The organism is Schaalia sp. 19OD2882 (assembly GCF_018986735.1).
Taxonomy (GTDB): Bacteria; Actinomycetota; Actinomycetes; order Actinomycetales; family Actinomycetaceae; genus Pauljensenia.
Genome location: NZ_CP065521.1, coordinates 909,256 through 933,608, shown reverse-complemented (window position 1 = coordinate 933,608; position 24,353 = coordinate 909,256). Strand labels below are relative to the sequence as shown.

At 68.2% G+C, this 24,353-nt stretch carries 18 protein-coding genes; 2 read left to right on the top strand and 16 right to left on the bottom strand.

All coding sequences use genetic code 11. From position 1 onward, the window contains the following. Nucleotides 1-3: 3 nt before the first annotated feature. The 6 genes from I6B53_RS04105 to I6B53_RS04080 all read right to left on the bottom strand — a co-directional run bounded on the left by I6B53_RS04105 (nt 4) and on the right by I6B53_RS04080 (nt 8,464). Nucleotides 4-2,037: a DUF6541 family protein gene (locus I6B53_RS04105; RefSeq protein WP_216764982.1), complete on the bottom strand. Its 2,034-nt coding sequence runs from the start codon at nt 2,035-2,037 to the stop codon at nt 4-6. 59 nt (nt 2,038-2,096) lie between these two features. Next, complete coding sequence (locus tag I6B53_RS04100; protein WP_216764981.1) at nt 2,097-4,088, bottom strand: DUF6541 family protein; 1,992 nt, start codon at nt 4,086-4,088, stop codon at nt 2,097-2,099. Beyond that, a complete protein-coding gene (locus I6B53_RS04095; protein WP_216764980.1) occupies nt 4,088-5,389 on the bottom strand; it encodes a nucleotide sugar dehydrogenase in 1,302 nt (433 codons plus the stop codon). The genes I6B53_RS04100 and I6B53_RS04095 overlap by 1 nt, the downstream gene beginning before the upstream one ends. 122 nt (nt 5,390-5,511) lie before the next feature. Then, the gene (locus I6B53_RS04090; protein WP_216764979.1) at nt 5,512-5,736 is read right to left on the bottom strand and encodes a hypothetical protein; all 225 of its coding nucleotides are present in this window, start codon (nt 5,734-5,736) and stop codon (nt 5,512-5,514) included. Between the two features lie 126 nt (nt 5,737-5,862). After that, nucleotides 5,863-7,461: an asparagine synthase C-terminal domain-containing protein gene (locus tag I6B53_RS04085; RefSeq protein ID WP_216764978.1), complete on the bottom strand. Its 1,599-nt coding sequence runs from the start codon at nt 7,459-7,461 to the stop codon at nt 5,863-5,865. A gap of 52 nt (nt 7,462-7,513) precedes the next feature. Continuing rightward, entirely contained in the window at nt 7,514-8,464 is a 951-nt protein-coding gene (locus I6B53_RS04080) for a glycosyltransferase family 4 protein (protein WP_216764977.1), read from the bottom strand. Nucleotides 8,465-8,554: 90 nt separating this feature from the next. Here I6B53_RS04080 and I6B53_RS04075 point away from each other — a divergent pair, with 90 nt between their 5' ends. Then, complete coding sequence (locus I6B53_RS04075; RefSeq protein WP_216764976.1) at nt 8,555-9,655, top strand: glycosyl transferase family 1; 1,101 nt, start codon at nt 8,555-8,557, stop codon at nt 9,653-9,655. An 86-nt stretch (nt 9,656-9,741) separates the two neighbouring features. Here the strand turns inward: I6B53_RS04075 and I6B53_RS04070 are convergent, their stop codons facing one another. The 9 genes from I6B53_RS04070 to I6B53_RS04030 form a co-directional block, all read right to left on the bottom strand. After that, nucleotides 9,742-11,349, bottom strand: coding sequence for an acyltransferase family protein (locus I6B53_RS04070; protein WP_216764975.1), 1,608 nt, complete (start codon nt 11,347-11,349; stop codon nt 9,742-9,744). 6 nt (nt 11,350-11,355) lie between these two features. Beyond that, nucleotides 11,356-11,505: a hypothetical protein gene (locus I6B53_RS04065; protein WP_216764974.1), complete on the bottom strand. Its 150-nt coding sequence runs from the start codon at nt 11,503-11,505 to the stop codon at nt 11,356-11,358. Between the two features lie 99 nt (nt 11,506-11,604). Next, complete coding sequence (locus I6B53_RS04060) at nt 11,605-11,859, bottom strand: acyltransferase (RefSeq protein ID WP_216764973.1); 255 nt, start codon at nt 11,857-11,859, stop codon at nt 11,605-11,607. Then, nucleotides 11,852-13,069, bottom strand: a complete 1,218-nt coding sequence (locus I6B53_RS04055) for a glycosyltransferase family 4 protein (RefSeq protein ID WP_216764972.1) — start codon at nt 13,067-13,069, stop codon at nt 11,852-11,854. The genes I6B53_RS04060 and I6B53_RS04055 overlap by 8 nt, the downstream gene beginning before the upstream one ends. Continuing rightward, on the bottom strand, nt 13,066-14,235 hold the full coding sequence (locus I6B53_RS04050) for a glycosyltransferase (protein ID WP_216764971.1): 1,170 nt from the start codon (nt 14,233-14,235) through the stop codon (nt 13,066-13,068). Before I6B53_RS04050 ends, I6B53_RS04055 begins: the two co-directional genes overlap by 4 nt. Then, on the bottom strand, nt 14,228-15,409 hold the full coding sequence (locus tag I6B53_RS04045) for a hypothetical protein (RefSeq protein ID WP_216764970.1): 1,182 nt from the start codon (nt 15,407-15,409) through the stop codon (nt 14,228-14,230). Before I6B53_RS04045 ends, I6B53_RS04050 begins: the two co-directional genes overlap by 8 nt. A 1-nt stretch (nt 15,410) precedes the next feature. After that, nucleotides 15,411-17,249: an ABC transporter ATP-binding protein gene (locus I6B53_RS04040; RefSeq protein WP_216764969.1), complete on the bottom strand. Its 1,839-nt coding sequence runs from the start codon at nt 17,247-17,249 to the stop codon at nt 15,411-15,413. A 33-nt stretch (nt 17,250-17,282) separates the two neighbouring features. Further along, nucleotides 17,283-18,383 carry a hypothetical protein gene (locus I6B53_RS04035; protein WP_216764968.1) on the bottom strand — a complete coding sequence of 367 codons (1,101 nt, stop codon included), beginning with the start codon at nt 18,381-18,383 and terminating at the stop codon, nt 17,283-17,285. A gap of 10 nt (nt 18,384-18,393) precedes the next feature. After that, nucleotides 18,394-19,995: a glycosyltransferase family 4 protein gene (locus I6B53_RS04030; RefSeq protein ID WP_216764967.1), complete on the bottom strand. Its 1,602-nt coding sequence runs from the start codon at nt 19,993-19,995 to the stop codon at nt 18,394-18,396. 69 nt (nt 19,996-20,064) lie between these two features. Between I6B53_RS04030 and wecB the strand changes: the two genes are divergently transcribed. Further along, nucleotides 20,065-21,132, top strand: coding sequence for a non-hydrolyzing UDP-N-acetylglucosamine 2-epimerase (gene wecB / locus I6B53_RS04025; protein ID WP_216764966.1), 1,068 nt, complete (start codon nt 20,065-20,067; stop codon nt 21,130-21,132). Nucleotides 21,133-21,146: 14 nt separating this feature from the next. Here the strand turns inward: wecB and I6B53_RS04020 are convergent, their stop codons facing one another. Continuing rightward, nucleotides 21,147-24,167 carry a cell wall-binding repeat-containing protein gene (locus tag I6B53_RS04020; RefSeq protein WP_216764965.1) on the bottom strand — a complete coding sequence of 1,007 codons (3,021 nt, stop codon included), beginning with the start codon at nt 24,165-24,167 and terminating at the stop codon, nt 21,147-21,149. Nucleotides 24,168-24,353 lie beyond the last annotated feature (186 nt).

The following is a 24,353-nucleotide window of genomic DNA, read 5'->3' as shown; positions in this document are numbered from 1 at the left end:
AGCCTAGGGCACTCGGGTGGCGCCGACGGAGTCGCACACGGTCAGTCGGAGCAGTCGTGCCTGGCCCTGCTCGTCGACGACCTCGGTTCCTCCCGAGGCCTCCAGTTCTGCCAGGGCCTTTTCACCGGGGAAGTCGGGGCCCGCGTAGGGGCCCCAGAAGTAGGCGGGTCCGAAGTCGAGGGCGAAGTGGATGCGGCGCCTGTCAAGGACCGTGCAGATCGCCGGGTCCTGGGCGGCCTTTGCCAGCGAGAGGGCGAGCTTCTTGCCCTCGGCGTCTCCGTCGACCACCACGTGGGGGAAGAGGACCTGCCTGTGTGCGAAGGTCGGGGCCAGGACTGACCCGTCCCACGGGTTGTTGAGGACGGTCTCCCCGGGGCCGACGTGTGTGGGCAGGCGTCGCAGGAGGGTCAGTTCGTCCTCGTCGAGCAGGCCGTGGCCGAGTTCGTCGGTGTACCCCCACGCCCAACTGGCCCGTACCAGGGCGTAGCTGCGTTCAACGGCGGCCCCTGTGAGGCCGGCCACCATGACCAGGACGCCCAGTGCCGCCGGTAGCGCACGCATGGGTACCTTGAGCCATGTGAGCTCTGCCAGGCGTCTCCTCAGGAGATGTTCCACCAGGCGCGCAAGACCCAGGACGCCCAGAGCGGCCAGGAGCACCTCGGTCACGCCCAACAGTGCGGCCAGGCGCTTGGTGTCCCCGTACCACAGGCCCACCATGTAGGACTTGAACGGCGTGGAGTCGCTGGAGCCGACCACGTAGAGAAGACCGGCGAAAAGGTGTGCCAGTGGCACCCACAGGGTGCGCACGTCCCGCAGGGCCGTGACGGCGCCGACCAGGAGCAGCGGCGCGAGGACCCAGGCGCCGACGCCCGCCAGGTCCGCAGTGTCCCCCGCCGATCCCCATACGAGGTCTCTCAGGGCCTCCAATGGTGTCTGGGTGGCCGCCCAGAACCGGTCGGAGGTGCGCAGCCTGGCCAGGGCGGGCACGAGGAAAGTCGCCTGATCGAGCGCCACCCAGGCGGTGCTCACGCACAGTGCGCCGGTCAGTGCGCCAAGGACGCACTCCCGTGGGGTTCTGCCCCATCGCACGCCCACCCGCACCGTCTCCTGCACGAACAGGGGAAGGGCCAGGACCAGGGCGGCGAAGAAGACATTCGGGTGGGACACCCCCAGTGTGACCAAGCCGAGCAGCGCCCCCACCACCGCCATCCCCCGCTGGCCCGGGTCGGACCTTCCGAAGGCCATGACGAGCAGGGCAAGGACCAGCGGCAGCAAGGCTGTGGCCAAGAGGTTCGGATACAGGACCCCGAACCATGTGAGCAGATTCGGCATCTGCATGAAGGACACACTGGCCAGGGCCCCCACGGCGGCAGCCACATGGGAGCGGGCGACGGAGCCGGCCAGTACCGCCATCGAGGTCGGCCACAACACGGAGGTGACGACGATGACCATGGCATTCGTGGCGGCAGGCGCCGAGGCCAGGCCCCACAGGACGGGCAGGCTCGCGATGTCGTGCCAGGCGGCCGGGTAGAAGCCGGGCGCGTCCACTGCCGAGTAGCCGGCATGCAGGACCGAGGCCCGTCCCGTTGACGCAATGATCTCCAGGAGGTTGAGGTGGAAGGCCCCGTCGTAGGACTGGGAGATGTGTTCCGGTCCGCCCATCGCGCCAGTGAGAAGCCTCGCGTGCACGAGTGCCACGACAGCCACCGCCGCCGGTGCAACCCACAGGGGCCCGTCCCAGCGCGGCCGGAATCCCGTCCCACACGAGGGATCCCGGCCGTTGACGACGGGACGGACCAGCACAGCGACCCCCACCAGCACCAGGGTCAGGGCTCCCAGTGGCAGCAATCCCCAAGGCACGCCCACGGCCTCGGCCCCCATGGCCGCCAGGACGAGGACGAGGACACTGAGCAGCGGTGCCGCCGCGACCAGGATCCGCGCCCTGGCCCCTGCTGCCAGCGCAACTGCTGCGCCCGGCAGCACGAGCACGGCCAGGACCACCCCCACGGCCGGGAGCAACTGGAACCATGTCGCCAAGATGTGTCCTCCCTCTGGTGCCAGTACGAGTGGGATCGTGGGGGTCCCAATGGGGCGTGTCAGTCACATGCCGAAATGCGCAGGAGTCGCGCATGTCCTTCACGGTCGATCTCCTCGACCAGCCCACTCCACGCGATGCCTTTGAGGGCCGGGAAACGTAGGTGCTTGCCCCACGTGTCGCCGTGCCACAGGTAGTCGGTGCCGAAGTCCAGGACGTAGTCGATGTGTTCGTCGCGCACGATCTGACACACCTTCGGGTCGGTGGCGGCATCACGCAGGTGTTCGGCCAGGTACATGGCGTCCGGGTTGTACACGGGGGCCACGTGCGGGAATGCGAAATCGACTCCCCCGATGCCCGAGGCGAAGACGGAACCGTTCCACGGGTTGCCGATGACCTGCGAAGCGGCGGGCACATGCTGCGGGAGACGCTCGAGCAGGCGGTACTCGTCCATGGACAGCAGACCGGCGTTCCACGACTCGGTGGTGTCGAAGTCGGAGTTGGAGCCGATCTTCGAGTACGAGGCGCGCATGGGGGCGCTCACCTGGGCGAGCAGCGCCAGGAGGAGCACCAACGTGGGGGCGACCAGAGCCACCATGCGTCTCGGCATTGCGTCGGGCAGGCGAGGGGCCACCCAAGTGACTGCCGACTTCGCCAGCACCCATGCGCCCAGCGCGAGCAGGAAGACCCCCGTCAGGCCCACCATCGCCTCGAAACGACGCGTGTCCGCGTACCACAGGCCCACGATCCAGCCGCGCCAAGGCTCTTGCCAGGAGAATGCGACGACGTAGAAGAAGGCGGCCACGGTGTGGCTCAGCGGCAGCCACGCCGTGCGCAGGTCACGCAGGCACCACATGGCACCCACCAGCGCGACAGCGCCTATGAGCCACGGAAGAACCCCACTCTGGTTGATCATCCACCCCGTGGTGAAGGACAGGACACGTGCCACCGCCTGGTGCACGGCGCCCTCACTCGCCCACACGGATTCAACCGATCGCATACCTGCCAGGGCAGGAACGGCCATTGTCATCCGCTCCACGGCCACATAGGCGCCCACCACCATCAGGGTCCCGATGACTGGCCGAATCCACCAGCGCCCCCGCCGCTGGACGGGGACCAGGGCGGACCACGTGCCGACGAGAACCAGCGGCAGGGAGAGGATCACGGCCGTGAACAAGGCGCTGGGGTGGGTGACGGCCAGTCCCGGCAGAGCGAGGATGCCGACACCGAGGGTGGTCATGGTCTCTGCCCGCGTGGCGTCTTCCTGGAAGAAGAGGCGCACGAGGATTCCCAAGACGCCGACGACCAGCACATAACCCAGGAGGTTCGGGTACAGGACCCCGAAGTAGGTGAACTGGTTCGGCATCTGCGGCAGGGCGAAGGCAAGCGCACCGGCCACCGCCCCGAAGGTCCACGAACGCGTGAGGGATGCCGTGACCAGGACCACGAGGGCGGGCCACAGGAATCCGGTGACGGCAAAGGTCATCGCATTGATGGACACCGTGGCCGGCACGCCGAGCCATTGGGAGACCAAGGCTGCCACGGCATGCCACGTGGCCGGGTAGAAGCCGCTGTCCGTCCCGTGGGTCGTCAGCGACACGTGCAACCACGAGGCGTCACCCCGTGCCACGAAACGCTGAACCAGGTTGACGTGGAAGGGCGAGTCGTAGGTCTGCGACAGGGCGAAGGGGAAACGATAGGCGCGTGTCAGACGCACGAGGTGCACTGCGGCGGCAGCCACGGTCACCGCCACGGCAATGCGTGGATCCCCGTCCCACGGCGTCTCCGAAGTGCGCTCGCGAAGACGCGCCAGTGCTGCCAGTCCAGCGAGCGCAGCGGTGACCAAGGCCAAGGGCACGATTCCCCAAGACAGGCCCACCAAGGGCGCGCACACCGAGGACAGGGCGACGACTGTGGCCGAGAGCAGGGGGGCGGCCATCAGCAGGGTCCTGGCACGCAGAGCAGCCGCCCACCCGATGAGGGCGCCGGGTACGAACAGGACCGTCCCGGCGAGGACCATCCCCGCGAGGACGTCCAGCCAGGTCGAGTTCATCAGCCCTCCGTCGAGGGTGCGCCGATGACCATGCGCGGGGTGCCTGCCCACAGGGCGGCGTCAGTGACCCGACGCCCGTCGAAGAGCAGCTTGACGCCGGGCAGGTCGGCGGGGGCGAGGGTCGTGTACTCGGCGTGGTCTGCCTGGATGATGACGGCGTCGACGGCCTCACCCACGTGGTATGCGTCCCACCCGTAGGCGGCCAGTTCCTCGTCGGTGTACATGGGGTCCTGGACGCTCACGCGGGCGCCGCGTCCACGCAGGGCCTCCACGGTGGCGAAGACTCCGGAAAATGCGGTCTCCTTGACACCGCCGCGGTATGAGGCGCCCAGCACGGCCACGTGCATGCCGGTGAGGTCACCGAGGACTTCTGCCACGCGATCCACGACGTAGGTGGGCATGTCGGCGTTGAACCAGCGCGCGGTGTGGACCACGGAGGCATCCGGGTCGGTCGACAGGTACAGGCGCGGGTAGACGGGGATGCAGTGGCCTCCCACGGCAATGCCGGGCATGTGGATGTGGCTGTAGGGCTGGGAGTTGCAGGCCTCGATGACCTTGTACACGTCGATGCCGGCCTTGTCGGCGTAGACGGCGAATTGATTGGCCAAGCCGATGTTGACGTCCCGGTAGGTGGTCTCGGCCAGTTTCGCCATCTCGGCGGCCTCCGCGGTGCCCATGTCCCACACGCCGTTGGCTCGCGGCAGGTCGGGACGCTCGTCGAAGTCGAGAAGCTGTTCGTACAGGGCGATTCCGGCTGCGGTGCCCTCCTCGGAGAGGCCGCCGACCAGCTTCGGGTACTTGCGAAGGTCTGCGAAGACCCGTCCGGTCAGGACGCGTTCCGGGGAGAAGATCAGGTGGAAGTCCTTGCCTTCGACCAGTCCCGAGATCTTTTCGAGCATCGGCTTCCAACGACCGCGGGTGGTGCCCACCGGCAGGGTGGTCTCGTAGGAGACGATGGTGCCCGGGGTCAGGTGCTCGGCCAAGGACTTGGTCGCGGCGTCCATCCACCCGAAGTCGGGCTTGGAGTCGGCGTCGACGAAGAGAGGCACCACCAGGACCACGGCGTCGGCTCCGGGGATGGCTTCGGCGTAGTCGGTGGTGGCGCGCAGACGTCCGGCGGGGACCAGTTCGGTGAGCTTGTCCTGCAGGAAGGCCTCTCCGGGGAAGGGTTCCTTCGCGTCATTGACGAGGGCGACGGTGCGCTCACTGACGTCGACGCCGATGACCTCGTGGCCTTTGTCGGCGAATTGGACCGCCAGTGGAAGACCGATCTTGCCCAGTGCGACGACTGCGATGCGCATGTGGAACTCTCCTTGTCACGGTGTGTGTCGCAAGAAGTCTAATGCGTGGGTGCGGGCTCTCGACACCTGCCAAGGCGTGGCGTTGCAGGCACCACGAACCTGGCCGTGGCGACCTGGACGGGTCAGTAGGGCAGGGTCCGGTCCCCGATTCCTGCGTCGGACCTGAGGATCTGTCCGAGGCGCGCGAACTCGGGTTTTCCGGTCATGCGTGTGAGGTCGGCCAGCTGCTGGCCCACCCGGTAGTGGTACTGGTACGAGGCGTAGTTCGTCCGGCGGCAGAACAGGCTGGCGCAATAGTAGGGGGAGCCGCCGGGTTTGCGGAAGTGCCTGAAGGTCGCGGCGATCATCGAGACCACACCGTCGGGGATCTGCCGGACGCACGAGGAACAACCTCTCGACGGAACTCGCGAATGCTCCCATCGTTACAAGCCGCCAAGGGGCGCGTCCAATCGCGCAGGGAATGACTTCTCGAGTCAGTGGGGAAGGATCGCCGTGCCGGGTGCCCAGTCGTCGGCCAGGAACAGGTCCGCGAAGACTCCTTGCAGGGTGCGCCCGCCCAGCAGGTCCTTGACGTACTGCGAGGACCTGTGCGTGCCGAGGAACGCTTCGAAAGCCATCGGATGGTTGAGCTGGGTGCGGGTGGACAGGATGCGGCGGGCGGCCTCATCGGCGCGGGTGGCCCGCAGCACGGACACCAGTGCGCCCTTGACCCGACTGTCCAGCCGGCCCAGTGTCGGCGCCCAGTATTCGCCTCCGGCGCCGGTGGTGCGGGCGTACAGGTCGCTGGTGAAGCGCGCGTACCAATGGCGGGGCCCATCGGTGAAGGTGTAGCAGCCGGACTCCCATGCCCGCACCACGCCCCGGTCCAGCATGGGCAGCGCCCAGTCCAGCCCGAAGTGTTCGTAGGCGCGCATCGAGTTGTTTATGTACTTGGCCTGGCGTTCGCGGATGTTGAACCACTCGATCCACGACTGCACGTGGGTGCTGGTGGGTTCCCAGTTGATTTCGTCCAGGAAGGCGCGCATCTCTTCCACCACGACCTTGTTGGCGCGCACGTCACGGGGGCGCCCCTGCAGGCAGAAGTGGTGGTCCGCCAGCACCTCGGCCAGCTCTCGCCTGCCGAGGACCCGCCCTTGGGTGACGACCTGCTCGTCGTGGAGGTTGCCGACCACCGTGTGTCCGGGAAGAACCACGGCGCCCGGCTCCAGGGTGCCGTTGCCGGTGAGTTCACGCAGCGCGAACCAGTCCTGGTAGTGCGGCAGGCAGGCGCCCGCCCACCCGTCTTCGAGGAAGGCCCCGCCTTCGTCGATCCACGCCCGACGCACCTTCTGCGCGTCGGTGGGGACGAAGACCCATTCGGCGCCTATTTCCTGGGCGACGGTGCGGGAGACCTCGGCCTCGGTGGAGCCGGGCACCCCGTAGGTGAAGGCCAGGACCCGCTTGGCCTCGGCACGGCAGAGCAGGGCCATGAGCAGGCGCGAGTCAATGCCGCCGGACAGGGGAACGGCGATCTGGCGCTGCCCAGCCAGCTCCACGGTCCGCGAGACGGCGGCGTCCAAGGCCGCCAGGAACCCCGCTGCGAAACTCTGTTCGTCGTCGGTGCGATCCGGCCCGTAACGGAACATGTGTGCCATGTGGGCGCGCGGGGTCTCCTCCCCGTCGCGCAGCTCGACCACGCTTGAGGCAGGCACCTGCCACATGCCCTCGATGAGGGTCCGCTGTCCCAGGACGAAGCCCGCGTGGCGGAATTGGAAGGCGCCGTCGGCGTCCAGGCGGGCCTCGGGCATCATCTCCAGAAGGGGGCGCGGGTGGTCGGCGACCACCCACCGCCCGCCGACACGCGTGCACAGCAGGGGGATGGTGCGGCCGAAGTCGGTGACCAGCAGCGTGGCTCCCTCGACGGGAATGACGGCGGCGAATTGGCCGTGCTGCGCCTGCGCCCAGGTCAGGGCCTCGTCGACGGTGGTGGGCAGGGGGCCCTCCGGCGTGGCGCCTCGGGGTGCGCTGCGCCAGTGCGCGCCCGGCAAGGCGGTCGGATCCCACAGGTGGGAGGTGAGGACGAGGGCGGACACGCGCGCTTCCTTTCCGTCGAGTGGCCGTGGGTGACCACTCTAGTCGAGTCGGTCAGGAGGTGATCCGGCGGTAGATCTGCTCCAGGGCGTGCACCGACACCACCGGGGCGTGGTGGTCGAGGACCCACGAGCGCCCCGTGCCGCCGACCTGCTCCAAGCGGTCGGGATCGGCCAAGGCTTCGCGGACGACGTCGACCAGGTCCGTGCGGGTCGAGGCGATGACGGGCACCCCGGGGGCGTCCATCACCACTGGCCGACCCAAGGCCATTGCCTGCAATTCGGAGGTTCCGGGTACGCCGAAGGAGTGCTGGCCGACGACCAGGTGTGCTTGGGCGAGGAAATCCCAGTAGTCCTCCTGCGACATGCGCGGGTACAGGACGACGCCACAAGCCTTCGCCCGGTCGGCCAGGTCCCCCCAGTCGAGGCCGTGCACCTGAACCCCCACGTCCACCATGGTGGTGGCGGCCTCGACCATGGCGGCTCCCCCCTTGGACTCCTCCCAACGCGAGCAGAAGACCACCCGGCCCGGGACGGGAGCGGGAGTCGATCGGTCGAGGATTCCCGGCGGGAGGGGGTTGGGCACCCAAGTGGCGTCCGGGCGCAGTTCGCGCACCGCATCGGCCAGGTCCTCGGTGGCGTAGACGACGGCGTCGGCCTCAAGGATGCTGCGGCGGGTGAGCCACCCGGCGCCGCTGCGGTGCAGGTCCACGCGCACGTCGGTGCCGTGCAGGTGCAGGACGTGGGGCCTGGCGGAGCCCCAGGACAGGTAGCCGTTGGGTCCGTAGTGGACGTGGAGCACCTCGGCCAGGCCCCGCTCCCCCATCCACCGGGTCAGGTCGGCGGCACGCTCCAGGGCCGCCCGCCACATCGGGGGGCGCACGGGTGGCAGGCTCCGCAGTCTCCAGGAGCGCCCATGCGCATTGGCGGCACGTACGAGGGCGGAGGGGACTCCTGCCACGTCATTGACGTGCAGGACACGGGTCCTGTCGGTGTAGGTGGCCACGCGTTCCCTTTCAGGCAGAGCTGTCCGAGGCTCCGACTAGGATAGGTGCGCTGAGGGTCACCCGGCCCCAGGGACACCCGAGGACCGCACATGCCCACGATGATCTTCCACGCACCGTACCCGCTGGACCGCAATGCGAAGGCAGCGTCGGGGATCCGCCCCGTGCGTCTGCGAGACGCCTTCGAGGAGCTCGGCTACGAGGTGCTGGACGTGACGGGAACGGGCTCCGAACGCCGCCGCCGCATCCGCGCCCTGCGCCAGCGGCTGAGGGCAGGTCAACGCATCGACTTCCTCTACTCGGAGTCGGCGACGATCCCGACGATGCTCACCGAGCCGCGCCACCTTCCGCCCCACCCGCTGCTCGACGTGGATCTGTTCCGCCTGTGCGCCAGGCACCGCGTGCCCACGGGCTTGTTCTACCGGGACGTGTACTGGGCTTTCCCCGAGTACGACGAACAGGTCAGCGCCCCGATTGCTCTGGCCATGCGCAGCCTGTACCGCTACGACTTGGCGTGGTACTCGAAGTGGGTGGACCGCCTGTTCCTGCCGTCGATGGAGATGGGCGAGTTCGTGCCCGTCTACCCGAAGGACCGCATGCGGGCACTGCCTCCGGGAGGCACGCCCAGCGACGTGGCCCGGCCGAGTCTGCAGGACGGGGTGCTCACCCTGGTCTACGTGGGGGGCCTTGGCGCCCACTACCGGCTGCACGAGGCTGTCAAGGCCGTGGCCGGGCGCAGTGACACTCGCTTGGTCATGTGTGTGCCCGAGGCCCAGTGGCAGGCCAACGTCGGCGAGTACGCGCCACTGATGGCCGACAATGTCGAGGTCGTCCACGCCTCCGGTGACGCCCTTGAGCACCTGTACGCGAAGGCCGACTGCGGGGTCCTCTTCGTCGATCCCATCGACTACCGGGGTTTTGCCGCACCGGTGAAGCTCTTCGAGTACATTGCCCACGCAGTGCCCGTCCTGACCGCCGGTGGGACCTTGGCCTCGCACATCGTCACCGAGGCAGGCCTGGGTTGGGCGGCGGACTACTCCGCCCAGGCGCTCGGGCGGCTCCTGGACGACCTGCACGCCCACCCGGAGGTTTTCGCGGACACGGCCGCCCACATGCGCGATGCCCGAGAGCAGCACACGTGGCTGGCGCGCGCCCGCGCCGCCGCTGAAGAACTCACCGCCGTTCACCAGTGAGGCGGCCTGTGGCCCGGTGGGTGCCTTTCGCGCTCTTCGCCCACGGCATGGAGATCCTCGTACCCTTCGGGCGGGCCTTGGCCCCGTCAGTCGGTTGATCCCAACAGGCGCTCTTCGAAGAGGCCGACCAGCTGGTCCGTGTACTGCTTCTGCACGTGGTCGTAGTCGTAGTAGACCTGCACCCCGCCCGCTGCGGCGTGGCAGACCGTGGCGTCGCAGAAGGCATCCGTCATGTCGAGCAGGCGCACACCGCTGCCTTCCCACGAGGCCACCGCAGCGTCGAGAGGAGCTGACGGCAGCGCCCTTGCACGCTCCACTGCACACGCCGCCGGGTCATTGGCGTGCACCACAGGGCACTCGACAGGACGCACCGCTCCGTTGAGCGGCGAATCCGCAATGACATCGACATGGGCGCCCCAACTGCGCCACTGCTCCCACCAGCGGTGCAGGCCCTCCTCGTACTGCTCGACCTGGGGACGCCCGCTGCCGTCATCCACCTTCCACCGCACCGCGAAGGTCGTGTGGAGGAGTCGGTCGGGGCGAGCCCCCACCAGGTGCTTTTCGACAGCCGAGTGCATACGTGTGCAGGCCGCGTCCTGATGGGTGTCGCCGGAGGCCGAGGGCACAGGAGCCATCGGGCAGCCACCCTTGTAGAGGAGTCGCAGGCGCCACCCGTGCTTCGTGGCGATCTGGTTGACGACATGCTGCCACTGCTGCGCGTGGGAGTCGCCCAGCACGTAGACGAGGTCGGCGCCTGCGTTGCCTGCGCTGTGGTCGCACTCAAGGATCCGCGGCAGTCCGTCGCCGGATTCCTCACTGAGAATCACGCATCCTTCGGGGTGCGTGTAGTACTTCGAGGAGTCGGACAGGTATTCCTTGAACAGGGGGTCACCGACGTGTTCGCGGCACTGGGGGTCCAGCAGTGCACGGGGCCCTGCGCACGTTCCTGTGAGGAAGACCTGCTCGGCCTGGTCCATGGCGCTCTGGGAGGAGCGTGCGTGTCCGATCGCCGCTGCCGATCCGGTCAGGGCGATGCCCAGGGCCACAAGCATCGCCAGCAGCACTTTGGCGTCGGGCCAGGGGGTTGCCTGGCCCGGGTCCTCGACCCACCGTTTCGTCGCCCACGCCAAGGCGACGGTCAGCGCGAGGATCCCGAGCTTGTCCTGCCACACGGGTGTGTGGCGCAGTGCGAAGGGCGCCAGGATGATGAGCGGCCAGTGCCACAGGTACAGCGAGTAGGAGATGTCGCCGAGGAAGCGGAACACCGGGAAGTCGGTGACCACGTGCAGCACGGGCACGTGCCCGGCGCATCCTGCGGCGACGACGGCGGCCGTCCCGAGGACCGGCACCAGCGCCCACCAGCCGGGAAATGGCGAGGTCGGGGTGAGCAGCACAGTGGTCACGAACAGCGCGAGCCACCCGGCAATGGCGACGAACACGGCCATGAGGCCTCGCACATGTGCGGCAAGCCACCCCGACGCAAGAGCAACCAGCCCACCGACGGCGAACTCCCAGAAACGCACGGGGGTGAAGAAGTACGCCTGCTTCGGCGACCACCATGTGAACCACAGGGAGAAGGCGAAGAAGACCAGCGCGAATGCGCCGACCCATGCGGCAAGGTGGCGGCGTCTGGCCAGGATCGCCCTGGCTTTGGTGCCCTGCCCCATTCGCGCCGCCCACGCGGCCCCAGCCATGAGCGCTCACGGCCACAGCAGGTAGAACTGCTCCTCGACGGACAACGACCAGTAGTGCTGGACCACGGAGGCCGCCTGCCCCTGCGTGTGGTAGTCCACGGAGGTCAGGGTCAGCCACAGATTGTGGACGTAGGACGAGGCCGCAGCGATCTCCACGAAATTTCCCGCCCACCTGTCCCACGGCATGAGGACGGCGACACCGAGGCCAGCGCAGGCCAGGACCAGGAAGGCCGCCGGCAGCAGGCGCTTGACCCTTCAGGTGTAGAAGCGGACCAGTCGGACCCGCCCTGTGGATTCCAGCTCCTTGAGCAGGTGCGAGGTGATGAGGAATCCGGAAATGACGAAGAAGACGTCGACGCCTGCGAAGCCGCCGGGCAGGAATTCGGGCCACAGGTGCACGCCGATGACGGCCAGGACGGCGAATGCGCGGAGTCCTTGGACGTCCCCACGGAAGCCCGCCCGGCGCCCCGGCCTCGTCCTGTTCGCAGCGGACACCGACGTGTCAGTCACGTGCGACACCTTGCACGATGGCGGCCACCCGGTCCCCAGTGGCGCGGATCGACCGGTTCTCCACGACCCAGGCGCGCAGTCGTTCCCGGCGCTGGTCGTCCGCTTCGGATTCGACGGCACATGTCATGAGGGCGGCCACCGGGTCGACTTCGTGGTCGCAGGCCCATCCCAAGTCGAAGTCGTCGACATCGGCTCTGGCCGGGCCGACCCCCGCGTAGAGGACGGGGGTGCCGCAGGCCAAGGAGGCCAGCACCTTCGTCGGGTAGGCGAAGTCGTAGCCGATGCCCGGCTTGATGGACACCAGTGACGCCAGAGCGCCCCTTTGCCAGCGGGCCGCCTCCTCAGGTGGCACGGATGCGCGGAAGAGCACCGCTCGGCGCCCGTCGAAGTCGGGGATCCTCTCGCCCAGTTCAGCCAGGTGCGGCCAGTACGAGCCCTGCCCCAGGAAGAGCAACTGCACCTGCGGGTGCTGCGCGCGCACGCGGGCCAGGGCGCGCACGAACACGTCGGCCCCCTGCCATTCGGAGGCGGTGCCCGCGTAGACGAAGTACCTGCTGCCAACCCCTGCGGCTTCCAGTTCATCGCAGGTGGGTGTGCCGCCATCGGTGCTGAAGATGTCAGTGTCGATCCCGTTGGGCACCACGTGGACCTTTCGTGCGCCCAGTTCCCGAACGCGGGCGGCGACCTCGTCATTGACGGCGACGACAGCCTTGGCCCCGGACACGGCGAAGGACTCCATCCACTTCACGGCCTTCTTGACCACCGCAGGGGCGTCGGTGGCCTCGGTGGCATCCGACCACACGTCCGGGGCGTACCACACGTAGGGGATGCGTCGCGCCCCCAGGGCGATGCGGGACACGACTCCGGTGGTGGGGGGCGGTTCGACCAGAGCCACCGACGCTTTGGGCGCGACCAGCAGGCGCACGAACAATGGCAGGTCGTAGCTCATGTAGGGCACGTATCCGCGCAGGTAGCCGCTCTTGTCGCGAAGTGCCGGCCAACGGCTGACCCGCAGACCCTCGGGGTCTGTGGGCGTCTGTCCCGGCACGGTGGTGGTCAGGGCGTGCACAGCGCGGCCAGCGCGCACCAAGGCTCTTTCGACCGCGTCCAGTCGGAACGAGGCCGCGGCCGCCTCCGGCAGGTGGATCCGGGTGACCATCAACACCGGGCGACCGCCTCCTGTGGGGCGTGGAGGACGACTGGGACTCATGCGACCACCTCTTCGTACACACTCAGCCACCGGGAGGCGAAAGCCTCCTTGCCGAAACGGGCCATGCACCTCTGGGCGCGCGAACGGCGCTCGTCGGCAGTGGTCGGGTGCTCCACGTGCTCGCGGATCGCCGCCGCCAGCCGGTCGCAGTCACCAATGGGCACGATTGACCCGTCCCCGGGCCCGACAATGGTGAGTCCTCCCCACGTGGCGGTGGCCACGACAGGGGTTCCGGCCGCCAACGACTCGGTGAAGGCGACACCGAAGGACTCCGAGTCCGACGGCATGACGAACAGGTCGATGTCCGCGTAGAACCGGCCGATGTCGGCGCGAGAGACGGAACCGACCAGCTCCACGGCCTCGCGGGCCGGGCTCTTGGCCACCAGGGTCTGCACCTGAGCACCGAAGGGCGTGTCCAGAGGGCCGCCGATGCGCAACCTGGCCTCAGGGCACCCGGGGTGGAGGCCTTCGAAGGCCCGCAGGATCAGGTCGACACGTTTGACGGGGTCCAGGACCGACAGGTGCCCGATGACGAATCCTTCCCTTCGGGCACGGGCGGCAGGCAGGTCCATGTCGGGAAGAAGGTTCGGCAGGTACTCCCAGACGCCGGCCTTCGACCCGAAGCGCTTTTCCAGGTGTGCCGCATGCCCGATGGACACGCCGGTCCTGCGGGCGGCCGATGCGACGACTCGTCGCTCGCTGGCCGCACCGAGGGGTGTGCGCACGCGCATGTGGGACAGGGAACGGTGTTCGGTGAGGATCCACGGGATGCCGGTGCGCGTGGACAGTGCAGCGGCCAGGAAGGCCCCGGGGTAGAGGCTGTGGGCGTGGATGACGTCGGGGCAACCGTTGGCCTGCACGTATGCGTCGAAGGCTGCCATCAGGGCAGGGACCGACCTCCAGGTGCTCAGAACCCGGGTGGACTGGATGATCTGCGGAGCCACGAAACGCAGGACCTGCACACCGTCCTCGTCCAAAGGCGCGATGGGCAACGAGGGCGCCGCCTCCCGCTCAAGGAGGGCACTCATGTGGGGGGCCAGCACGCCGACCTGCACCCCGGCTTCAGCCAGAGCCCGGCACTGCTCCCGGAAGAAGGAGCCATTCATGTCCTGTGGGCCCGACGGGTACCACGAGGGCAGCCACAGGACGTGCAGACCTTCAGCCATTGCCGGGACCGTTCGCGGGCGGCTCCAAGGCCTCGGGGGCCGCCACACCCGCGCCGCGCAGGATCTTCGTCAGGGCCGCATCCCACTTGGGCACCTCGGACTCGCAGGACAACTCACGGGCGTGGGCGTGCGAGGAGGCCTTGAGGACGGCGACCTTCTCGCGATCCAGTTCGGACAGTGCCCGGGCCAGCTCCTCGGCCCCGACACCGTCGGTGACCACCCCCACCTCTGCGTCGCGCACGACCTTGGCCATCTCGGGAATGGGCGAGACCACCAGAGCCAAACGCGCCTGGATGAAGTCGAAGACCTTGTTCGGCAGCGCGTTCGCGAAGCTGAAGTTGGACGCGGGCAGCAGGAAGGCGCCGATGTCGTACCGGTTCAGGGTCTCGATGAGTTGCTCGTAGGGAACCGGGTCGTGGACGGTGAGGTTCGACTCGGTCTCGGCCAGCTGCTTGAGTTCGGCCAGGTGCGGCGGGTCATTGGGAGTCAGGTACAGGTCCAAGGTGTAGCCGGGCACAGACAGGACGCCCTCGACGATGGCGGTGATGTTGCGTTCGCGGTGGCTGGTGCCCGAGTGGACCACACGGATCGGATCGTCGACGGACCCGGGTTCGAGGTCGTGGAAGGGGGTGGCGTTGGTGACGACCCCCACCTCAATGCCGAATTGCTCAGAGTACTCGCGGGCGATCCCTTCACTGACGGTGGTCACGGAGGTCACCTTGGGCAGGTGGACGCGGCACAGCCAGTGGTACCAAGGGCCGATCCGCTTCTTCCACGGCGCATGGTCCTCCGCCAAGCGCGGGAAGTACTCGTGCAGGTCGGCATGGATTCCGCACCTGGGCTTCAAGGGGATGGCCAAGGGGACCGTGTCGATGTCATCGGCCAGGATCACGTCGAAGCGGCGTCCCCGCAGGGCGCGGCGTGCGGTGCGCACATCGGGTATGAGCCAGTACCCGGCCCTGTAGGCCTTGGTCGCCAGCAGCAGGTCCCAGGTCTTGCCCGGCAGGGAGGAGTGGTCGATCTGCACGTGGTCGTCCACGCCGTCCGGGGCCTCCCCGAAACCGCAGGTGGTCACGTGGTAGCGGCCCACCGCCATGCGCACCTGCTTGAGGACACGGGCATCGTGACGGATGGGTGAGAAGCTGAGGATGAGCAGGCGGGGGCGGGTGGGCATGTCAGTCGTTCCTCTCCGCGTGGGGCGCCGGGGTCGGGGTGCCGAAGTCCAGGTCGGTGGCGTCGACCAAGCCTGCAAGGTGTGCCTGGACGGCGAACTCGGGTTCACGGGCCACCAATTCGTCGAATGTGCCACGTGCGGTCATGCTCCCATGTTTCATGAAGCAGACTTGGTCGGCGTGGCGGATGGTCGAGAGCCTGTGGGCGATGGAGATGACCGTGACCTGCCCGTGAAGGCTGCGGATGGCTTCGGCCACCGCGTCCTCGGTCTTCGTGTCCAGGGCCGAGGTGGCCTCATCCATGACGAGGACCAAGGGGTCGACGTACAGGGCGCGGGCGATGCCCAGGCGTTGGCGTTCCCCACCCGACAGGGCGATGCCGCGTTCCCCGATGCGGGCATGGATGCCGCCAGGGCGTCCCGCAACCATGGAGGAGAGTTGCGCCTGTTCGACGGCTTTGAGGACACGCTCTTCGTCGATGTCGTCCCCCCAGGTCAGGGCAATGTTCTGGGCAATGGTCGCATCGAAGAGGGAAACCTCCTGAGGGACGTAGCCCACGCGCGAACGCCACTCCTTGAGGACCTCCTGCAAGGGTCGCCCGTCCAACTCGATCCGGCCGGACTCCGGCAGGAGCAGCCCCAGGAGGATGTCGACCAGGGTCGACTTGCCAGACCCGGAGGAGCCGACGATGCCCAAGGAGGATCCCATGGGGATGCGCAGGTCAACCTGGTCGACGGCGCGGGCGTCCGCACCGGGGTAGGTGAAGGACACGTCCGTGAGGACCAGTTCGCGCGGATCGTCGCCCACGCGGTCGCTGCCGATGACCTCTGCGCGTGCCACATAGCCCTCAGCAGCCCGAATGTCCTGCAGCACAGCCTCCAAGTGCGGCAGGGAATTGGCTGTGGAGGTCATGACAGTCTGAAAGGAGACGATGGCTGGGACAATGCGGAACCCCGCCACGGCGAACAGGGCGATGGAGGTGAAGGCCTCCTGGGGGCCCAGCATCCACCATGCGAATCCTCCGACCAGCAGGAATCCTCCGACCAAGGCTGCCTCAACCAACCGTTGGGGGACTGCGCCAAGGAACAGCAGGTTGGCGCGGGCGCGGGTGGAGTGCTCTCGGTTGTCGTGCACCACCCGTGCGACGTCGGTGAAGGCGTCGCGCAGGGTGATCTCCTTGAGGGAGCCGACCATCTCCGTCATGAGCTTGGTGATGCGCAGGGAGTAGCAGAGGTTGACATTTCCTGCCACCACGGCAGAGCGGGAGATGCCCAAGTACATGATGGCCGCGACGATACCCAGGTAGACCAAGGTGATGGTGGCGATCGTCGGTTGGGCGACCAGGAGGACCGCGAGGATCGTCGCGAAGGTGACCAGCTGTTGGGGCAGGGTGACGGCCGGCATGAGCACGCCGGAGATCGTGTTGGCGATGCCCACGTCGGCCATGCGGACGATCTCCGCGGTGGAGCGGGACAGGCGGTCCGTCCACGGGGCACGGATGTAGGCGTCGAAGAGTGTGTCCCCCACCGTCATCTCGAAGCCTTTGAAACGCCTGGTGGCGAACCATTGGATGAGCAAGCCGAACACGGCCTTGAGGATCATGAGGACGCAGACCAGCAAGAGCAGCCACGGGTAGCCCGACGGCCCGACCTGGCCGAAGAGAGGCAGGTGGATCGTCGCACCTGTCATCATCGGCGTGAGGATCATCGCGAGGATCGCCAGCGCTCCGACGTCGAGGAGCGACAGGGCGGAGGTGGAGATCGCGTAGGCCCAGAGGAAAGGGGCGGCCCCCTCGGGAAGAAGGGGGAGCAGTTCCCGCAGGGCGTCGATCAACCGCTTCATCCGGTGGGGGTCCTTCCGTGGGTACTGGAGGTCCTACTCTACTCCCCCACTGCGCGGCGCCTTGGGCCTGGTGACCGCCGCCACGAGGTGGCGCAGGCGCGTGTCGGGCTGCAGCAGGCCCTTGGGGGAGCTGGGCAGGACCTTGGCCCACCGCGGGGCGCGGGTCAGGCCCCCGAGGGCGTCATCGACGCGATCCGGGGCGGCCCTTCGGGCAAGGGCGTCGAGCACGCCCACCTCCGCCGGGGACAGGGCCGTGCACGCCCGGGGTGCCAGGCGCGTCCAGCGGGCGGCCGCCCGTGCACCCTCGTCGACGAGGTCGGGGCCCAGACTTCCGGCGTGGGCCGCGAGCGCCGGTATCACCGAACGGCGCAGGACCCTGATGGCCAGAGCAGTGCGCAGGCGCTCGTCCAGGCCCGCCACCCACTCCTGGGTTGCGAGGCGGTTCGGTGGAGCGAGCAATTCGGCCAAGGGGAAGGGTGTGCGGGTGATGCGTTCGGCCCCGTCGTCGCCCTCCACATAGCAGGGGCCGTGCCATCCGAGCAGGTCGATCCTGCCGGCCGTGCACCACACGTGGGCCGAGTAGGCCAGATCCTCCCCGGTTCGCAGACCCTCGGTCATGCGGATGCGGTGGGCGCGCAGCAGGTCGGTGCGCACGAGCATGAGGGGGCCCGTGCGGTACATGAGGCGGTCGGAGACCGGGTCGAGGTCGCACAGTCGGCGCCTGCGCACTGGCGGCACATCGATGCTGCCGTCCCTTTCGTCCAGGACCGGCAGGATGAGCACGTCCGGGTCGCGTCGGGCCAAGTGGTCCCGCCACGCGGCCACGGCCCCGTCCTCGTAGTGGTCGTCGGATCCCATGCACGTGGCCCACGCGGTGGTCACGGCGTCAAGTCCGGCGTTGAGAGGACCCGCCGGGGAGGGGATCCCGTCGCCGCATTCGACGATGCGGACCGCGCTTCCGAAGGGGGCAAGGCGGTCGGCGAAGACGGAAGGGGCGATGTTGTGGCAGGCGACCACGGCACGGGCAACCCCCGGGGCCCCGCAGGCGGGTCCGACCACGGAGGCCACAGCTCTTTCAACGGGACGTTCCTCCCGGTGGACGGGGATGACGACCTCGACAAGTGCTTCTCCCATGGTTTGCTCCTCACTGGCCCTGCCAGACCACGGCGTCCAGGCGCGGGGCGGTGACCCGGGCGTCCAGGTGCTCCAGCACCCAGCGGCGCGCCTCGACCTCGTCCACTGCTTCTCCCTCCGGTCGGGCCAGGGCAAGGATCCTGCGGGCGGCGTCCTTCGGCGTGTCGACGACCCAGTGGGCCGGGTAGATGCGGGCGGCACCCCCCAGGGGCGCCACCCACGGCCAGTTGCGCACCACGGGCACTGCGCCCGAGGCCGCACCTTCTTGCAGGGCAAGATGGGCAGATTCGACCAGGGAGGTGGACAAGATGACGCCGACCCCTTGCAGGACCTCAGGCACGTCCTCGCGTCTGCCGAGCCTTTCCACCGACTCCCCCAGGGCGGTGATCCGCGCGTCGAGGTCGCGCCAGTACAGGCTCGGCGCCGCCTCACCTGAAGCGGTGGGGTCGGGGCCCACGAGCAGCAGACGCCAAGAGGGGTCATGGGTACGCACGAGGTCCAGCACGTCCAGGGCCCAAGCGGGGTCCTTCACACGGGTCCAGCCGACCAAGGCCATGGTGCGTGCGGAGGCCGGATGCTTCGGCAAGTCGTATCGGGTCAGGTCGGTGACATTGGGGACCACATGGATGCGGGTGCGTTCCTCGATGCCGGGGACGCTGCGGCGCAGGAGCTCACGCACATCGTGGCTCACCAGGACCAGATGGTCGACCCGGTTCCATGCGACCAGGGTCGGCATGAGGGTCTGTGCCTCATAGCGGTGCAGGCGCACGACCAGACGCGCGGCCAGGTCGATGCCGGACAGGCGTGCTGCCAGTGCCCCACCCCACTCGCAGTGGATGACATCGGCCCATTGAAGATCCTCTGCCAGCCAGTCGGGCGCAACCGGGGTACGTCCAAGGATTCGGTCCGTCACAGTTTCGCGCAGGTGCCACCAGGGGGCGCGGCCTTCCTCGCGGGACAGGTCTCGCACGCGCACCGCGACGCGAGGATCGTCGTTCCAGCGTCGAAGTGCCTCTTCCATGAACACAAGGTTGGTGTCCGTCAGGACCAGGACCCGAGCGGGTGGATTCTCCGAATCCTCCGGGCGGCTCGCACTCCTGTGGCCCACCTGGTCAGCAGCCGGTCGGTCCGGGGCGGCGGCCCGCAGACGTCCAAGCAGTGGATGGGCCAGCAGGTGCTCCATGAGGGCTTCGTCGTGGACCAGAGGTGAGGCGTCGCCGGCCTGTTGGATCCTCGGGTGGAAGACAAGGGCGAGTGTTTCGGTGACCAGGTCGACCAGTTCCCGCGAGGGGGCTCTCGAATCCCACGCCTTTTCGGCCACGTCCAGGGCGCGCGCCACAGTGGCCGCCCACTTCGTGTCGGCCCCCATTCGCTCCACCTGCGAGGTGGCGGCCAACACCTCGAGGCGGGCCCTGACCACCTCGTCGGTGCAGCGGGAGGACAGGGCCAGGGCCGTGCGCTCGGCGCGGGCGCCCACATTCGCATTGACTGCCACATGGCAGGCGCGCACGGCCAGATCGCGTCCCGCGCGAATGCGTCCCAGTATCGGCGCCCCCATGCGGATCCCGGCCAGGAGGCACGACAGGGCCAACTTCGTGAGGGCAGGACTCATCGGCGCAGGTTCTCCTCGGTGTCATCCGGGTGCCCGTCCCAAACGGACACGGGCACTACCATTGTGCCCATGCGCATCGTTTCCGTCGTGGGGGCACGCCCCCAGTTCGTCAAGCTGGCCCCCATCGCCCACGCCTGCAAGGACCTGGACGTGGACCACAGGATCATCCACACGGGTCAGCACTACGACCCGATGCTCTCCGACGTCTTCTTCCGCGACCTGGGCATCCCCGAGCCGGATGTCCACCTGGGGGTGGGCTCAGCCAGCCAGGGCCACCAGACCGGCGCCATGATGGGCGCCCTCGACGACCATCTTCCCGACCTGGAGCCCGACTGCGTCCTGGCCTACGGGGACACGAACTCGACGCTGGCGGCCGCAGTGTGCGCAGTCAAAATGCACCTGCCTCTGGCCCACCTGGAGGCCGGCCTGCGTTCCTTCAACCGGGCCATGCCGGAGGAACACAACCGGGTCCTCACCGACCACGCGGCCGACCTGCTCCTGGCACCCACCCAAGTCGCCGCGGACCACCTGGCCACTGAGGGCCTTGCCCACCGCACGAAGGTCGTCGGCGACGTCATGACGGACGTCCTGCTGCAGGTGCGCGACCAGGTGGCCGAACTCCCCTCCCCCGTCGGCACTGAACTCGGCCTGGAGGACGGCACCTACTCGCTGGCAACCATCCACCGGGCGGAGAACACCGACTCGGCCGATCGCCTCCAGGCGATCCTCGACTCCTTGGGCAGAGTCGACCACCCCGTGGTGCTGCTCGCACACCCGCGGATGCTGGCCAAGTGCGTCGAGCACGGAATCGACCCGCGTCAAGGAAATCTGCTCATCCACGAGCCCCTTGCCTACCCCGACCTGGTTGCCGCCGCCCTGCATGCCCGCGGAGTCGTCACCGACTCCGGCGGGCTGCAGAAGGAAGCCTTCCTGCTGCGTGTCCCCTGCACCACAGTGCGCCCCCAGACCGAATGGGTCGAAACCGTCGAGCTCGGCTGGAACGTCCTGGTCGAGCCCGGCACCACCCTGTCCGAGGCCGTGGCCCGCCCCCGTCCCGCCGACACAGACGCCACCCCCTACGGGGACGGGCACGCGGCGCGCCGCGCCGTCCAAGCCATCGTCGAAGCCTTCGCCTGACGGCGGGGTCCCCGTCACCAGGAGCCGGAGCAGGTCAGGACCCTCTCGACATCACCGCCGACAACGCCCGTTCCTCCGACGACATCAGTCCAAATCCGCGGCCCACGGCACGAACTCTGTCGCGCCACCCACGGGTGGGTGCGGGCACCGTCGTCCAACAGGATCACTCCGGAGCGCTGTGCAGCCAGGACGCTCCCGCTGAGGGCGTCCGGGAAGCTCTTGCCCGTGACGACCACGGCGGTTCGCGCATCGGACATGCGCAAGGCCACCTTGTCCGCGGTCTCGTAGCGGGAGGATCCGGTGTGGGCGCCGGTGATGCTCACACCGGCGCTGCGTGCGGCTTGTTCGGCCTGTCCGCCAACCGTGAAGACCTCAGGAGCCGAGGCCGCCAAGGCACGCACCTGCGCGCTCATGGAGGTGCCGCTGGTCAGCAGCACCAGACCTTGACGCCCGGCTGCCAGGGGTACGGCGGACAGCGCATCCGGGAAGTCATTTCCCGTGGCCAGGACGACCGGCAGGGCACGGGCATTGCGTTCGCTCAAGATCCTGCGGGCCACTGCCACTGAAGTGGCGAATCGGTCATTGCCTGCCACACGGGTGATGCTGCGTACGCCTGCGGCACGCAGCTGGGTCTCGATGTCAGGCGGGAGGGCGCCGGTGCCGCCCACCAGAATCACGCGCGTGGCCTTTCGACGTTCGATCTCCCCACGAATGGGCGCGGGAAGGACGGCTCCGTGGACGAGCACAAGGGGCGCCTTGAGGTGGGCGGCGTAGGACGCTCCGCTGAGCGCGTCGGGGAAATCGCCTCCGGTGGCCATGACCATGGTCTCACCGGCGGGCAGGGATGCGGACACTGCGGCGCTGGTGGCGTAACGGTCGGGGCCGGAGTGGCGCCTGACCCACCTGGGAGTCAGGGCGCTGGAGGTCACCAAGGCGGGTACGAAGTCTGTGGAAACGCCGTCCGCAACCGAGGGAGTTTCCTCGGAAAGAACCGCCCATCTTGTGGACTGGTTCCACGCCGGGCTGAGTCTTGCGCCTGTGGCAGAAACGGCGAGGGCCCGCACCATGCCGTCGATGTGGACGAGGATGCCGGTCGGTCCGACACGCATCGACTGCGCGTAGCCGCCAATGTCCTGACGCCACTTGGTGGCACCGTTCCTCGGGTCCAGGGCGACCAGTTCCCCGTCGGTGGCCAGTGCGAGGACGAATGCGGGAGCGTACACGTCCTCGGAGACGATCCCAGCGGTGGCCACGGCCCGAGAAAAGGGGGTCACCTTCCAGCGCACAGTGAGTTCTCCGGAGGCATCGGTCGCCATCCGAGCGACCCTGGGCACTGACCCCGGCAGAGGATCCACGGCTTCGCCGACAGTTTCGGTGCCGACGTAGAGGTCAGTGCCCCGGGCGGCAATAGCAGTGGCCGTCTCGTTGCCGAAGGGACTCTGATGGACGCGGCTCGCGTGGGTGGCCAAGTCGATGCGGGTCAGGGCTCCTGCGTGTCGACCGTAGTCGGGACGTGTGGAGACCCACAGGGAGTTGGTTTCGGGCATGTGCTGGATGGCCCGGGGGCGGGACTGTCCGTGGCCGATGGTGGTGATCTCGGCGACATCGAGGTCGGTGTTGATCCTCAGCACCTTGGAATTGGGATAGGTGGCGGCGTAGAGGTCCTCGCCGACCATGGTCTGCACCTTCGGTTCACCGGGCACTGGCACGACGGGCCGGGAACACGATCCATGCGCCTGGTAACGGTAATGCCCTCCGACCAGGACGCAGGAACCGAGTCTGGCAATGCCTTGGGGAACTGTGTCGGGGGTTTCGGACACGCCTTGTTCATGCGAACTCAGGACTGAGGTCTGCCCTGACGCCAAGTCGTGGCTCCAGAGATCTCCGGTTCCAGTGAGTCCACTCACGCGGTTCTCGGCAACCTGGAGCATTCTGGTCTCGGAGTCAGACACGGGGGTGGCAATGACGCTGTACTCCGTCGTGCCGTCATCACCCACGACGACGCGATGCAATGCCCCGTCGGGCCTGGTCGTGAACCAGAACTCTCCCGGTGCGCGGCCCGCTGCCACACGGTCGATCGCCGTGGCGCCCTCGGGTGTGACCGACGCACGCAGACCGGTGGAGTCGATGATGCGAAGCACGGCCGGGCTCTGTTGACCGATGGCGGTCAAGGGAGTCCCCGTGTCAGGAGCCGAATCGGACTGGGAAGCCATCGCGTAGGGGAAGGACGCACTCCTGAGTCCGTCGATGTTCACCGCCGCGGGTCGCCACCTTCCGGGCCCGAACCCCACTGCTCGTCCGGCAGCGGCGTCGAATCGCTCCACACGCGCTGGGGCCCCGAGTCCGACCAGCAAACCACCGGCGGTGGAGTCAAGGGATCGAACGTATTTCACGTCCCTCCACCTGCCATCAGTGGGCGTGTGGTCCTCGATGGCGAAAGTGTCCAGGTTGATCCGCCGCAGACGCGGACCTGTCGGGGTGTACGAGCCCACCCAGTACCACCTGCCGCGCGCGCCGGGAACAGTTCGGTCGCGGGCGATGTCCATGATGAACTCGCCCGGCCACCGGCCGATGGTGCCCTTGAAGGTGCGCGCCTCGGGATCGAACTCGACAACGGATGCGGGATTGTTCGTCCCGATCACCACCGTCGCCCCGTCGGAGACGATCGCCCAGGCGCCGGTACCCACGGGCAAGGATGCCGCGTACTGGAACCGGCCTGCCTCCGAGACGACATTGACCTGTCCGGGCGAGCTGGAACGGGAAACGGTCACCACACGTTGGCCAACACTTGTGCCTGCTGTGACCGCATTGGTGTGAAGGGCGATCGGGTTTGAGGTCGCCTCGCGGGTGCTCGCCACCTCGTCGCCGGGTACGGGCAGGGCATCGGCATTGGGATCGCCGGTGGCTCCCTCCTGGACCTGTGAGACGGTGGTCGACTGCGGGTCCTCCACGGGTTCCGGCGCCGGATCACTGGGCTCTGCTCGGGCGACTTGGGCCTGGACGAGGCCACCGACCAGGACACTCAGGGCAATCATCGCGGTGAGCAGGCGCGTTCGTCGTCCTGTCCGACGGGTGTGCGTTCCGGCAAACTGCGTGTGTCTCATCGTGGTACTTCCCGCGTGATCTGGATGGGCGGCATGTGGGGAGAAAGCGACCCTACGACACATGTCGCCCGGTCACTGTCCTCGTGGACAACAGATGGTTCTGCGCAAGAGGCGTTC